The organism is Rhodococcus globerulus (genome assembly GCF_019334125.1).
Lineage (GTDB): Bacteria > Actinomycetota > Actinomycetes > Mycobacteriales > Mycobacteriaceae > Rhodococcus_F > Rhodococcus_F globerula.
In genome coordinates this window covers 5,970,128-5,985,367 of record NZ_CP079698.1, presented here as the reverse complement: position 1 = coordinate 5,985,367, position 15,240 = coordinate 5,970,128, and the positions used below count along the sequence as shown (strand labels likewise).

At 56.3% G+C, this 15,240-nt stretch carries 4 protein-coding genes; 3 read left to right on the top strand and 1 reads right to left on the bottom strand.

Annotation, left to right across the window (positions count from 1 at the left end):
• The first annotated feature begins 2 nt into the window (after positions 1-2).
• Genes KYT97_RS27315 through KYT97_RS27305 form a run of 3 tightly spaced genes read left to right on the top strand, consistent with a single transcriptional unit; the run spans position 3 to position 13,229 of the window.
• Positions 3-4,718: an Eco57I restriction-modification methylase domain-containing protein gene (locus KYT97_RS27315; protein WP_219111204.1), complete on the top strand. Its 4,716-nt coding sequence runs from the start codon at positions 3-5 to the stop codon at positions 4,716-4,718.
• A complete protein-coding gene (locus KYT97_RS27310) occupies positions 4,711-11,061 on the top strand; it encodes a DEAD/DEAH box helicase (RefSeq protein ID WP_219111201.1) in 6,351 nt (2,116 codons plus the stop codon). The genes KYT97_RS27315 and KYT97_RS27310 overlap by 8 nt, the downstream gene beginning before the upstream one ends.
• Positions 11,058-13,229, top strand: a complete 2,172-nt coding sequence (locus KYT97_RS27305; RefSeq protein ID WP_245005935.1) for a UvrD-helicase domain-containing protein — start codon at positions 11,058-11,060, stop codon at positions 13,227-13,229. Before KYT97_RS27310 ends, KYT97_RS27305 begins: the two co-directional genes overlap by 4 nt.
• Before the next feature lie 108 nt (positions 13,230-13,337).
• Here KYT97_RS27305 and KYT97_RS27300 read toward each other — a convergent pair whose 3' ends face one another.
• Positions 13,338-15,194: an AAA family ATPase gene (locus KYT97_RS27300; protein ID WP_219111199.1), complete on the bottom strand. Its 1,857-nt coding sequence runs from the start codon at positions 15,192-15,194 to the stop codon at positions 13,338-13,340.
• Between the last annotated feature and the right edge of the window lie 46 nt (positions 15,195-15,240).

Here is a 15,240-nt window from a genome sequence, read left to right as displayed (position 1 = left end):
CAATGTTCGATTCAGTCTCCAACGTCAACGACTATCTGTCTGAGCATTGGCTCGCCGAAGTCTTCCCCAACAAGCTGAAGGATCTGGCGAAGGGTTGGAAGGAACTCGATTCCCCGGGCAAGGACACTCCCATGAAGGGGCTGTCGGCGATCAGCGGTAGCTATCTAACTGCATTGGGCAAACTGCCCGACCCGACTCAGCCGGATTACGACACATCAGTGACGGAACTTCACGGGATGTTGCTCAGCGCTGTGGGTTTCGATAGTGCCGAAACCGTTCTCGAAACTTTCCAGGGTGAAACCCCGATTGCCGTCCCATTGTTGGGACGCTTCGCCAGTGCTACCGCAACCGACGCTTTGCATATTCTGCAGGCTGTTCCGACTCTCGATGCGGATTCGCTCTTCTCGGCCGATGCGGAGTTGATTTCCCCTCTGCAACTGTCGATTACGGGGGCAACGACAGAGCTGCTGGGATCAGTATCGAAAGCTGTCACGCAGCTTTTTGTTAGTGACCACGCTCCGCGATATCTCCTCGTGGTTGCGGGCAGCGTCGTGCTCCTGACTGACGCTGCTCGCTGGTCCGAAGGCCGATACCTGGCGTTCGATATTGCAACGGCATTGGACCGACGCGATGAAAAGGCAACCGGCGAGCTCGCACACCATGCGGGGCTCTGGTCTGCCGATGTGTTGCTCCCGAATGACGACGGCAAGACGGCGCTGGACGCCTTTACTGAGGATTCCGAGAAGCATGCAGTAGGTGTCAGCGAAGATCTTCGTGAGGGCCTTCGTATTTCGATCGAGAAGATCGCCAACGAGGTTCTCGATCAACGTCGTGTCGCTGGCAGGCCGGTCAATGGAATTCCGGAGCTTCCCAAGGAATTGACGATCCAGTCGTTGCGCTTTCTGTATCGAATCTTGTTCCTACTCTTCGCTGAAGCACGCCCAGAGCTTGGAATTCTGCCTGTTGGAGCACCCGAGTACGGATCCGGCTATGGTCTTGACCGCCTGCGTGAAATCACCCAGGTGCCGCTGACAGGAAAATCGGCTGGCGGACATCACCTGCATGAGTCTCTGAACTTGCTGTTCAGGCTCGTCAACGATGGGCATGGCGCTGAGAATCGAAATGGCGACGGACTCGTGTTCGAGGCGATGCGTTCGGACCTATTCGATCCTGCGCGTACGCCGTTGATTGACGATGCGACGATCAGCAACAAGGTGTTGCAAGAAGTGCTGACTTTGCTTCTCCTGTCCAAGCCTTCGAAGAACAAAAACAAGCAACGTGGTTACATCTCCTACGCGCAGCTCGGTATCAACCAGTTAGGTGCCGTCTACGAGGGCCTGATGTCCTACTCAGGTCTGATCGCCGACGGCGATATGGTCGAAGTTGCGAAGGATGGCAATGCGGACAAGGGCTCATGGCTCGTGCCGTCCACCAAGTCGGGCGACTACGATGCTGACGATGTTGTTTGGCGCGAGGATCGCCTGACGGGTCGCAAGGATATCGTTCGACATCCGAAGGGCAGCTACGTTTTTCGACTTTCAGGCCGTGATCGCCAGCGTAGTGCCTCGTATTACACCCCAGAAGTGTTGACCAAGACTGTCGTTAAGCATTCGTTGGCCGAATTGATCACGGACGAGACGACTGCCGCTGAGATTCTCGAGTACCGGATCTGTGAGCCAGCGCTCGGTAGTGGCGCCTTTCTGAACGAGGCAATCAATCAGCTTTCTGCTGAGTATCTGACCCGCCGCCAGGATGAACTAGGCGACCGCATTCAGCCGGAGGACTATGCGACCGAGCTACAGAAGGTGAAGGCCTACCTGGCGCTTCATCGCGCTTACGGTGTGGACCTTAATGCCACTGCTGTTGAACTTGCGGAGGTGTCGCTCTGGCTCAATGTCATGCACAAGGGGCTGCAAGCGCCGTGGTTCGGTCTGCACCTTCGCCGTGGCAACTCTTTGATCGGGGCGCGCCGCGCGACCTACGATTTCACCTCGCTCGGGAGGGCGAAGAAAAGCTGGTTGAAGACACCTCCGATTGACAGACCTTTGGCTGAAGGTCCTATTGGTGATGGTGAGATCCACCATTTCCTTCTGCCTGCTGATGGATGGGCGGCCGTAGCTGACGCAAAGCAAGCCAAAGAGCTGGCGCCGGAAGCTGCTGCAGCGCTAAAGAAGTGGCGCGCTGAGGTGACGAAGAAGCCTAGTGCGAGGCAACTCGATCGCCTGCGTGCATTGTCGCGACGTGTGGAACGGCTGTGGGAGCTAGCGATGCGTCGCCTCGAGATTAGCGAACGAGAGGTTTCGCGGCAGATTAACGTGTGGGGAGCTGACCTTTCAGCAATCACCGCAGCGGTAAGTCGTGAACAAGTTGAATCTGAGCTGCTCGATCCAGAGGGGCCGTACATGCGCCTGAGGCTGGCGATGGACGTTTGGTGTGCGATGTGGTTCTGGCCTTTGACAGGATCGGTCGAGGATTCTGGCAACGATGAGGACAACCATCCAGGTCCGCCAGATCTGGACGCATGGACGAAGGCGCTCGAAGGTCTCCTTGGCGCTGATGGCGTACGCAGGGGTGCAGAAGACCAGGGTATGTTCCATGAGACAGTCGAGCGTTTCGATCAGCTGTCGAAGATGGATGAACTTGAGCGTGGCTTCTACGGGATGCAGTCGGTGCCAAACCTCCTCTCGAAGCACGAGTGGCTCGGAACGGCACGAGGCATCGCGGACGAGCAAGGATTCTTCCATTGGGAGCTGGACTTTGCACATATTTTCAAGCGCGGCGGTTTCGATCTGCAAGTCGGTAACCCCCCATGGGTGCGGCCTGTGTGGAGGGACGATGTAGCGCTTGCGGAATCTGATCCGTATTTCCTTTTGCAGGAGAAGATTCCCGAGAAGACATTTAAGGCGCGACGAATCGTTTTGCTAGAGGAGAGATTGGTGCGAGAGCGGTACTTCGATGATTTGTCGTCATGGGCGGGTACCGCGGCGCATTTGGGGTCGGCTCTGGAGCATCCAGTGTTGGCAGGAGTGCAGACCAACCTTTATACAAATTTCATGGAGAGAGCCTGGAGAAATTCGGAGGGCGGAGGTGTTGTTGGTCTCTTGCACCCCGAGGGGCATTTGACCGATCCGAAGGCAGGGAATCTTCGAGCCGAAACTTATTCAAGGCTCACGACCTACTTTAACTTTATTGAGGCTAATCGGTGGTTCGATGGAGTTGACAGCCCGTCGCAAACATTTGGTATTCACATCTATTCTGCTGCCGGGCCAATTTCGTTCAATATGATGACCAATCTTCAGTCGATTTCGACTATCGATGGGAGTCTATCTGGTGTGGGATCGGATGAAATTCCTGGTATGGCATATCCTTCGGGTGAGCGTGATCTTCGCTCACACGGATCACGCGTTATCCAAATCGGCGAAGAGACACTTCGTGACTGGGCTCTACTATTCGATCCGGTTGGTACGTGTGCGTCACGGGCTCGGTTAGTTCGTCCGCTGACGCATGAGCATGTAGAGGTGTTGTCTCTGTTTGCGCATCAGGCGCAGCGCCTTGCTGACATGGGCTACAAATGGATGCGTTGCTTCGAAGAAGATAAGGCGAAGAAAGATGGTCTTGTCGAGTGGCAAACGGGGTATGTCGATTCTTGGGATGAAGTTGTTTTTCAGGGCCCGCACTTCACTGTTGGGAACCCCTTCGCGAAGGAGCCTAACGAATTCTGCAACAGCAAAGGCGACTATTCGGCCTGGGACCTCGAATTGCTCGGTGATTCAGTAATTCCTCGGACCAACTACCATCGTGCTACGAGTCGTGAAACATATGAGGCAGGTATCCCTGTGTGGGGAGGGCGTCCGGCTACGGACTACTGGCGAGTTGGTTGGAGAGCCATGACCCAGCCAGGTCTCGAAAGATCACTGCATTCGGCGATGCTTTCTCCAGGTACCGCTCATGTGCATACTGTGCATTCAAGTTTTGTTGGATCGGTAGAGGCGCTTGATGGATCGAATTCCACGCGTGCGGCGGACGCTCTGAATACAGTTCTTACTGCGGGAATGTGGTCTTCATTGCCCTTGGATTATCTGGTTAAGGTCAGTGGCAAGACCCATGTGCAAGCTGAGTTGATCGATAGGTTTCCATCGCCTCTTGATCATCCCGCATCACGTTTCTTGTTGTTGCGCACACTTCGTCTCAATTGTTTGACACGAAAATATGGCGACCTTTTTGAGGCTCTCTATCGAGAGTCCTTCGTGAAGGATTCATGGACATCGGCGATGCCGAATATATCAGAAATGGGGATATGTGCATCGATATGGGAGATGGAAACTCCACTTAGGTCCGATTTCGAACGGCGGGCGGCGCTGGTCGAGATTGATGCGTTGGCTGCACTAATGCTGGGACTCTCAGCCGAGCATCTGGCGTTGATGTTCCGTGCCCAGTTTCCTGTTCTGCGAAAATATGAGTATGAGATGTACTTCGATGCGAAGGGGCGAAAGATCGCAAAGGATCATCACGCGCAAGGCGTTAAGCAGCAGAAGGAAGACTACAAACTGCTGCAGGCATATCTTGATGGAAATGACAGCGGGGACCTCCTCGATCGCTACAAGCCCTTCCCTCCGGACGAGAACCACGATGAACCGTGGTTCTACAAACCTGACCGCGAAGCTGAGATGCGCACTGCCTACGCTGAATTTGAGCGGAGGCTTGGGCTAGATGGTTAAGGACGCCGCACCGACATTTCCCTCGCTGCTGGCAGAGGAAACGCGGGACTCAATTACGGAGTACCTGTCCACCACCTTCTCGCTGGCAGATGTCAACGCGGGCAAGGCGCTCAGCGAGTTCCTACGCGATCCCGAAACTGGGATCTTCCGTGGGCCATACCTCAAGCTCCGCACGCCATACCAACAGGTGGAAAAGAGTTGGAAATCGCCGCTGGAATGGATGCCAAAGGGGTTCCTACCTTTTCAGCATCAAGCGCAGGCATTCGATCGACTATCAACGCATGGACGAGCCGCGCAGCCGACGATCGTGACCACCGGGACAGGCTCAGGTAAAACTGAGTCCTTCCTCGTTCCACTGCTTGACCATGCCCGGCGATCAGCCGCTCGCGGAGAGCGCGGGATCAAAGCGATCATCTTGTACCCGATGAACGCGCTGGTCACCGACCAGGCTCGTCGCTTGGCGAACTATCTCCACGACGATCCTCAGCTCAGTGATGTCACGGCTGGCGTATACATCGGTGGTGAGGGCCGGCGAAGAACTCGCACCCGCAACCAGCTGGTCGACCACCGCGACGAGCTACGGAAAAACCCGCCCGACATCCTGCTTACCAACTACAAGATGCTTGATCTTTTGTTGCTGCGCTCAGGCGATAAACCATTGTGGGACAACACTGCAGCAACCCTGCAGTACCTTGTGCTCGACGAGTTTCACACCTACGACGGGGCTCAGGGAACCGATGTGGCGATGCTTATCCGCAGGCTCGGCGCACGAACCGGCGTGGCGGAGGCCGGACGGCCGCTGGGCCGCATCACTCCAGTCGCAACCTCTGCGACACTTGGTGGAGGTTCTCGCTCGGATGAACTGCGAGAGTTCGCTGAAACGATCTTTGGTACCGAGTTCTCACCCGAATCGCTGATCACCGAAACGTCATTGTCCGCTGCGGATGTTGTGCCGCACGTCGACTTTGGGCTAGAGATACCCTCAGTCGAGGCGATTCGGGATGCTCCTGAGGTCGATGCCTCAGTCGCCGGATCATGGGAACCGTTGGCGCGAGCCGTGCTTCAGCCCTCGGCGGAACCTGGCGCGCACGCGGCTGAGATTGACTATGCCGACCCGGTAGAAATTGGCGAAACTCTGCGGACTCATTTCCTGACTCGCGTCGTGATCGACACTCTTGGTGGTGAGCCCCTCACGCCGGCTGATGCGGTCACGAGGATCACTCAGGCCGGTGTCCTCCCGTGGGGGGTGCATAACTCGACGAAACCTCTCGAGGTGCAACAGGCGTTGCTCAAGTTTCTTGCGTTGATGTCCGTGGCGAGAATCAAGGACGACAACGGCAACCTGCGGCCGATGATCAACGTCCAGGTTCAGCTGTGGGTACGGGAACTTACCCGCATGCTCCGAAGTCTCAGTCGCGAAACCAGATTTGACTGGTGGCATGACGGGCTACCAACCGAAGGCACGTTTCTGCCCGCGGCACATTGCCGCGTGTGCGGACACTCCGGATGGATTGCAACGACAACAGAACTCGGTGACGAGCTCGGCCATGATCCCGTCACAATCTGGCGAGACAGTGCCAGGCTGACCACCCGATTCAAAACACGTGCCCTGCTCCTAGCCGACGAAAGTGATAAAGGCGTCAGCTATCTCGACCCAGATACCCTTGAAATCGGGTCAGTCCCGAGTGCGAATGCGCTTGCGGTCCATTGCACTCCAGACGAAAAGGCGGCATTCGATCAGACATGCCCCTCGTGCGGCGCGAAGAACGCAATCCGATTCATGGGATCGAGTGTCGCCACCCTCCTGAGTGTTGGGCTCACCAGTGAGTTCGGATCCACTCTTCTCGCCGATAGCGAGAAGAAGACCCTCGTTTTCACCGATTCGGTGCAGGACGCCGCACACCGTGCGGCATTCATCGAGGGGCGCGCGTTCCAATTCAACTTTCGATCCGCTCTGCTGGGCGCGACGCACGGCGAACGGACAACTCTCAAGGACACATCCGATCGACTTGTCGCCGACATTCCCGTCGATCAGCTTTACTCGATTACTCCGCCTGACTTTGTACGTCGTACGGGAGTCGACGGCGCGTGGTTGGAGAACGATCCTAAAGGGTGGATGCGTGAACTGTTGGGAGTGCGGATCGCCTTCCAAGCGCAACTGGAAGCAGGGCTGAATGCCCGCGTGGGTCGTACGCTCGAGCTCACTGGCGCGATGGCCGTCGATGTTGACGTCGATCTGCTGCTGTTTTCGCAGCGCGCTCACGACATTCACCAGAACCTGCCACAGCTGAGCCTGAATCTTGGTGGGGGACCGTCAGGTCAGCTAAGTCTTGAGGTACCTGACCAGAGGCCACAACAGCTCGAGCTTGAATCTGAGTCCGTGGGCGGCCCTCGCTATGACATCTGGATCTTGGGGTTGTTGGAGCATGTTCGGGTGAACGGCGGTGTCTACCACCAATGGCTCACGCGCTACATCCTTGATGAAGGCCGACGCTGGTCGATTTGGGGCGGTAGTGCTGAGGGAATGCCTAAATTCCCGCTTGGGCGACCTGCTCCCGGGTTTTTGACCACCGGTGCGGCTGGCGACACAGACTTCATGGCAGTCAATCCGCGGGGTGAGTCCTGGCTGACCGATTGGACGAGGCGGTGCCTTGGAGTGACAGCGCCTGAAGCTAGAGCGCTACTCGCAGACGTGATCGACACTCTCGCAAGCGAAGACGGGCCACTCGAACGACGCAGTGGCGAAAAGGGATCCAAGGTTTACGGCATCACGCCGGACCGGATCATTCTGGACCCCAACGACATTGCTCGGTTGCAGTGCCCGATCTGTCATCACGTGCAGCCCAGCTCGAAGCAGCGGCAGTCACTGTGGACCGGGGCTTCGTGCCCACGAATGCGGTGCCCGGGCACTCTGAGTTTAGTTGAGATGGAGTCCGAAAACTTCTACCGGAAGATGTATCAGTCGGGACGCATCCGGCGCATTGTCAGTGCGGAGCACACCGGGCTGCTTGACAGGGAAGAGCGAGAGGAAGTGGAGGCGCGCTTCAAGAGCGGTGGCTCGCCTGTTGACCCCAACATCCTTGCGTGTACGCCGACACTGGAACTCGGTATCGATATCGGCGATCTCAGTACCGTCGCACTAGCCTCGCTGCCACGGTCCACCGCGAGCTATCTTCAGCGGATCGGACGTGCCGGCCGTTCGACAGGCAATGCGTTCGTTCTCGCTGCCGTGCCCAGCTCGCCCCGTGACCTCTACTACTTTGCCCAGCCAGGCCACCTTCTCGCCGGTGAGGTGCTGCCGCCCGGTGCGTACCTCAATGCGACGGAGTTGCTCTATCGGCAGTTCTTCGCATTCACGTTAGACCGCCTCGCAACTGGTGGTCTTGGCGTCGTACCCGTGATGCCACCCAAGCTCAGCGCAGCGTTGAGCGGAGGTATGGCGGATGGAGCGTGGTTGCGTGCTGTGATCGACGCTGCGACTGCGGACGCTGACTCTCTGAGCTCAGAGTTCCTTGGGCTGTTCGGCAAGAAGCTTGTGCCGGAAGCACAGTCCGCGGTGAAGGACTTCGCTGGCGGAGGGCTCCGTGAGAGCGCGGCGCGAGTAGCACTGGCGTGGCAAACGGATTCTGACGAAATTCGCAGTCGTCTCAACGATCTCGCCAAAACCGTGGCGGAGATCGACAAGCATGGTCATCTTGACGACAAGCAAAAGGATGACCGCAAGCGCTGTATGGGAGAGTCGCGAGCACTTGGCGATCAATTACGTGAGCGCGGACGTCAGGAGACGTTGACAGGCTTGAGTGGGGTAGGCCTACTACCGAACTACAACCTGCTCGACGATTCCACCACGCTCGACGTGCACCTCTGGTGGACCGCAAACGAGAATGACTCCCCAGAGCCGCAAGCACTCGACCTCACCTACCAACGAAGCAGCAGTAGCGCGCTCACCGAGTTGGCGCCGGGAGCGTACTTCTATGCCAGCGGCAAGCGCGTGGAGGTTGATGCCGTTGACGTCGGGCCGCTTTCGCAACCGCTGTGGGCCAACGCCAGGTTGTGCCCGTCCTGCGGATGGGGGACAACTAACGCGTCGGCGCCGTTGACCGCATGTCCGCGATGCCACAGCTCGGCAGTGACCGACGCCGGTGCAGTGCATAAGGTTCTGCCATTGCAGCGGGTATCAGCGGTGCACCGTCTCGACGATGTTCTGATTGATGAGGACGCTGACGACAGAACCAAAACGTACTTCGGGCGCGTCACCGGGGTTGATATCGACCCCGCGGACATCGTCGACGCATGGAAGCTGAAAGAGACGGTCTTCGGCGCCGAGTACGCGCGGTCTGCGGTAATACGTTCGATCAACGTCGGGCTAGGTGATATCCCTGGCAACGAGATGATCATTGCCGGAGAGACGCTCTCGGCAGCAGGATTCACCACGTGTTCTCACTGCGGCGTTGTGGCCAAGAAAGCGACCGAAAAGGATAAGGCCCGCCACCGGGGCTACTGCGCGACCAGGCGGGGCACAGCTGAAAAATGGGAGAAGCTGCTGCTCTCTCATGAGCTGAAAACGCAGGCTGTCCGGCTGTTGCTGCCGGTTTCGTTGTTGCATTTCGAGACGACGATGACGTCCTTCAAGGGAGCGTTGCTACTCGGTCTGCGACGTGATTTCGGTGGCGACCCCCAGCACCTTGCGGTTGTTTCCTCGAGCATGAGTGACGGTACGGGTTCGGTGAGGCGTTTCCTCGTCTTGCATGACACTGTCCCTGGCGGCACCGGCTACCTAGACCGATTCGGGCAGCCTGAACGGTTGCGGCATATTCTCACCCTCGCGCGGGATGTTCTTGCGGCATGCCCGTGCAGACTCGAAGGCCGTGCCGCGTGCCACCGATGCTTGTACGGAGTCCTTCAGTCCCGTGAAATGCCCAATGCATCAAGAGAATCGGCGTTAGGACTGCTCGACAACTTCCTTCAAGATTGGGATGTCGAGAAGATCCAAACCGTCAGCACAGTTGACATAGCCAAAGTTCAACTCAGTGAATTGGAACTGCAGTTCCGGGAGGCACTCAAGGAACGGATCGCGTCTCGCGAAGGATGGTCAATCGAAGCCGCGATTGGCTCCAAGGGCGAAGAGCTTGACCTGCGACTCGCGAATCCCGACGGAGAGCCCCGGCGGTGGCGTATGCGACCGCTGGTTGACGTCAAAGCAGGATCGATTGCGACGCAACCGGACTTCCTCCTGACACGAAGCGACGCGCAGGGGTGCGACGTTGCAGTCTACCTGGACGGCGCGAAATTCCATGCGAGCGTTGAGCACAACCGAACCGACGACGATGCGGTGAAGCGCGATGCATTACGCCGTGATGGTCGGCGAGTGTGGTCGATATCCTGGGATGATGTTCAGGCCTTTATTTCGAATTCGCTGAAGGCTGCAGTGCCGGACCTCGTCCACCAACAGGTACAGAATGCTGCGAGTGTTGGTATTGACGACCCACGGTTGAAACTGTTGTGGGGCAACCCGATCGACTTCCTGATCGAGTACCTGGCTGATCCCGACGCAGAAGTGTGGGGTGATGGCGCGCAAGGAACCGTATTTGCGATTGTGAATCCGGGAAGACACGGATCGGACGCATTGATTAAGGTGAAACCAGGCAGCTTTGATGCGAGCCTGAATTCATTCCTCAGTGGCACCCAGGCGGATTCAGAATCAGATGGAACCGTAATGCTGGTGCCCCGGAACGGCTTGAGTGGATTACCGCTGATCGTGGTTGCCGATCCCGCGAACCACGTTGCCACAACGGGAGTACTCAGCGTGCTGGACGACCGCCACACAGAGGTTGGTGGTCCCGAGCACGCGGCGCGATGGCGTGACTGGCTGCGATGGGCGAACGTTCTGCAGTTCCTCACCTTGCCGCGCTTTGGACATCAAATGCCGATGCGAATGGTGGAGATATGGACTCGACGTTCCGTTGATCCGTTGGCGCAGTCGCATATTCCATTGTCGGCTCCTGCGCAATCCGTGACCGCCGGCCAGATTGCCGAGCTGGCGCCTGAATGGGCCGTTGTTCGGGACTACACAGATCCAGTCCTTGCGAAGCTGATCGAGATCATGGCAGCAGCCGCCATGGATGTGCCAGAAGCTGGTGCAGAAGTGGGCCCAGATCAAAGTATCTGGCAGGTAGAACTTGCATGGCCCGCTGCAAAGGTTGCCGTCGTCGTTGATATTGACGATGACCGTGATCAATGGCTCGCGAAGGACGGGTGGACAGTACGAACCGTCGAGGACGAGAACGTTCCGGATACGCTTGCCCGCGATCTGGAGAATGCCGTGAATGGGAGTAGCAAGTGAAGACACACGTCCTGATGCATGACCTGTTTCAAGACTCCTATGACAGCCTCGACGGCAGCGTGCGCAGTCGTGTGCTCAGTTTCATGGTGAAGCTGCAGCAGGATCCGGATGCAACCGGGTTGGATTTCAAGATCCCGAAGCTCGCAAAAACCAAGCACGTGCGTACTGCCCGAGTCACTGACAACTATCGTGCTGTTCTCATTGCCGCAGGGGATGACTCGGAAACCAGCACCTTGTACCTCGTCGCAGTAAAGAAGCATGACGACGCGTACGAGTACGCCAGCAAGCTCACGCTTCAGGTCAATCCGAAGACTGGCGCTGCCGAGCTGTTCGATTCATTGGCCCTTGACGAAGCAGTGGACAAAGCGCGACAGGTTCAGCAGGCGACCGACACCGTCAAACCCTTGATGCCTGCGAAGGTCAGTCAGAAGGACCTGGAACGATTTGGCGTCGAATCCGAGATCGCCGAGCAGTTGAAGAAGGTGTCCGACGAGGACACCCTGGAATCCATTGTTACTGCACTCCCTTCGTCGCAAGGCAGTGCTGTGCTTGATTTGGTGTACGGCAAAAGTCCGGATGATGTGTGGGCAGATCTCGTGGTTGACGAGCCTGGTGAAGTCGACGTCGAGGATCTCTCCGCTGCACTGCAACGACCGCTGTCACGACTGAGCTTCACAAGCTTCGATGGTGAAAATGAAGACGAGCTTCGGGCAGTTCTCGAAGGAGACTTCGCGAAGTGGCGCGTGTGGCTGCATCCACTTCAGCGCAAACTCGCGACGCACAAGGGTTGGAACGGCCCCTTCCGTGTTACGGGTGGAGCTGGCACAGGCAAGACCGTAACGGCAATTCACCGCGCGAGATTCCTTGCTCGACAGCTAGATTCGCAAGAAGCCGTGACGAAGGTTCTGTTCACTACATTCACCAAGAACCTTGCTCGGACAATTGAATCCCAGCTCAAACAGCTGGCCGGACCCAAGGTCCTGGATCGAGTTGATGTAGTCAACATCGACGCCTTGGCGCGGCGCGTTGTCACAGCATCGGATGCCGGACGCATTGCAGTCGCAAACACGAAGTTTGTGTCGTCCGATAGTTCCGAGGTGAGAGAACTGTGGTCTTCCGCTGCACTGGTTGCCACGGGAACCTGGGATGCCACTTTCTTGGCCGATGAATGGTCGCAGGTTGTCTTGGGCAACGCGATTGTCGATGAAGCCGGCTATCTCAGGGTGCCCCGAAGTGGTCGGAGTCAGCGTCTGAGCCGGCCTCAGCGCGCTGATGTCTGGAAGGTGATCGAGCAATTCGAAAGTCTGATGCGGTCCCAGGGTCTGATGACCTTCACACAGCTGGCCTCTCAAGCAGCCGCAACTTTGCTGTCTGACTCGACGCTCCGGGACCAGCTGGGGTATCGACATGTAGTGGTTGACGAGGCGCAGGATCTTCATCCTGCCCATTGGAAGCTGCTACGAGCGTTGGTGCCTGCGGATAGCGACGACATGTTCATCGTTGGTGACGCCCACCAACGCATCTACGGTCGACCGGCACCGCTCTCTCGCTTCGGAATTGAGACGAGAGGCCGATCGCGTCGCCTCACAATCAACTACCGAACATCGAAAGAAATTCTGCAATGGTGCTTGGGCGTCGCAGACACTGAAGTCGACGACCTCGATCTGGCAGCGGACACCCTCGCGGGTGCGCGGTCAGTCTTCGGCGGGCCTGCGCCTGAGGTCCTCGTACGTAAAAACATCGCGGATGAGAACAACGGTCTTGCTGCCCAGGTTCAGAAATGGGTCGGCGAAGGCTTGAATCTCTCCGACATCGCAGTCTTCGCGTTGGACAAAGACAGCGTCAAAGACCTAGCTGAATCGCTCCAATCCTCGGGTATTCAGAGCGTCATCGTGACTGATCGTTCAGACGAGGACAAGAGTGGAGACGCAGTCCGAGTGATGACGATGCACCGGGCGAAGGGGCTGGAGTTTCGTGCTGTCGCAATGTGCAGGCTCGGTGAAGGCGAATTCCCGCCCTTCTATGTCAAGAGGTTGACCGGGGTGGATCGGGTTCAAGGGGAACTAAAGCTGCGCCGGATTCTTTATGTCGCGGGCTCGCGCGCCCGGGAGCAACTGGCGCTGTTCGGCACAGGGAAGATTTCCGACCTTGTAGGAGAAGCATTGTAACAATCGTGAGTTGGCTAGGTCCCCCGAACGACGACCTTCGGGGGACCTAGCTGTGCCATTCATCGACGCCACTGCAGCCTGCGGTGAGGGGTGTCTGGGACTTGCGGCCTAACGAATTGCTTCTATCGCCGCAAATGCTGATTTCAAAAGAGGGCTGTCTTTGCCTAGCTTGGACAACGAAATCCGCTGTGCGGACAGAATATCCCGTGCTGGCACTGCCTCGTTTTGCGAAAGGTTGTAGGTGGTTCGTGCGATCTCGACGAATCGACCCTTCGATTCCGCTGTGCTCATGTCGATCGAGGTCCCCTCGGTCTCGCTCAATATTGCTGCCTCAGGGACCTTGCCGTCGAGGTAGAAGACGTTCTGACGGCTCCACTTCAGAATTGTCTGAAGATTGATTGCTACACTCGAATCATCCACCTTTGAGTCTCTAGTGTCGGCGAAATGAGTAGGTACACAACCAAGCAGGCTAGTCGCGAGATCTTCCCAATTCTTTCGATTTTCTGGAGTTGTAGGCAGAGAGTCAATTAGGGACCAATCTGCATTTTCTATGCGCTGGTCACCGTCCAAAAGAAGTACCGTATCTGATGATTGGGACAGTGCGAGGGCGGGGATTGAATATTTTATTAGATTTCCTGACCCTCCAGGAAATATGACAGGATCAATCGTCCCTAGAAGCTCCGTGCAATTCAATCGAATTGCGCAAAGAAGTACTTCCTTCACTAGGGAATCTTCGACCATTATTCGCTTCTTTGTCAGGCCGGTGACATGCCCAATGTGAAAGAAGGCGTTAGTATGATGCGTTTCGTTTGATATTAACGAGACGTCGCCTGTCGAGGGGTCTGCGCCCAGTAATTTAATCGCATCAGGTGGGAGTTCCTCCACGATAGACGGTGAATGTGTCGAGATTACAATCTGTGTTCCCTTTTGGATCACCTGTGCCTTCAGGTAGCTGAGGAGGTACTTCTGGGCTCCTGGATGTAGGGATACTTCGGGTTCGTCGAGTAGAAGAAGAGCATTTTCTCCCATATTTGAAATCGCATCTACCAATCGAACTATCGCAAATTCCCCGCTGCCGGCGTGAGCCTCAGAGTATTCGGACCCAGCGAGGGTGAGCTTGGCTGAATATCCTATTGACGAGTAGAAAGTGTGTTTTATAATCTTGATTGATGAGAATTCTTTTCCGAGTATCTTCGATATTTCTTCGACAATTTGAGGTTCCAATTCGCGAACGTCTTCAATTATTCGGGTAGTGTCCGCCAGTGTTTTTTCTTTATTGAAGGACCGCGCGAGCCCAAGGGCTTGATTTAGCACGCGAAATTTCTTTCCATTTGGAATGCGGGTCCATCGGTCGTATGCAGCATGGTACATGTATTTATCGTATGCCGATAGCTCGGATCGAAAGTCTAGATAAACGACTTCCTTATTGATTGCATTCCATCGCGTTTTAGTGTCCGACAAATGATCTACCAGGCCCAGGTCGTCGGTTGGTATTTCTGCCATCCCATCATATTTGACACGTTTGGTGGTTTCCCAGTAATCTGGATCCTTCTTATTTGAAAATGCTTTAGGAATTTCGGACTGGCGATATGGTTTACTACCTCGCGCTTTTCGGCACTCTGCGATAATTGTGCGATTTCCGATGTGGGTTCTATATTTATAGATGAATCGCTGAAGTGTGTCACTATTGGCGCGCTTCAGTGATCTGCTATCTATGTCATCCATGGCGCTCGAGAACCAGAAATCAGAGAGGCTCTTTCCGCCCGGCGAGCCGTACAGTGCGTGGAGGATGGATGACTTATTTGAACCGTTAGGGCCAACCAGGGCTGTGATGGGAAAAGAAAAGTTAATTGTCAGGTTGGGCGTGAGTGCCTTGTATAAAGGGAACCGGATTTCCGTGATGACGGGGTCAACCTTTTTGTCTTGAAAGCGCTTCCGAAGTTTCTTGTCGTCGACCCCAGCCATCTGTGATTCTCCCCGTCAATTCTCGTGATTTTTGCCTCATTGAATC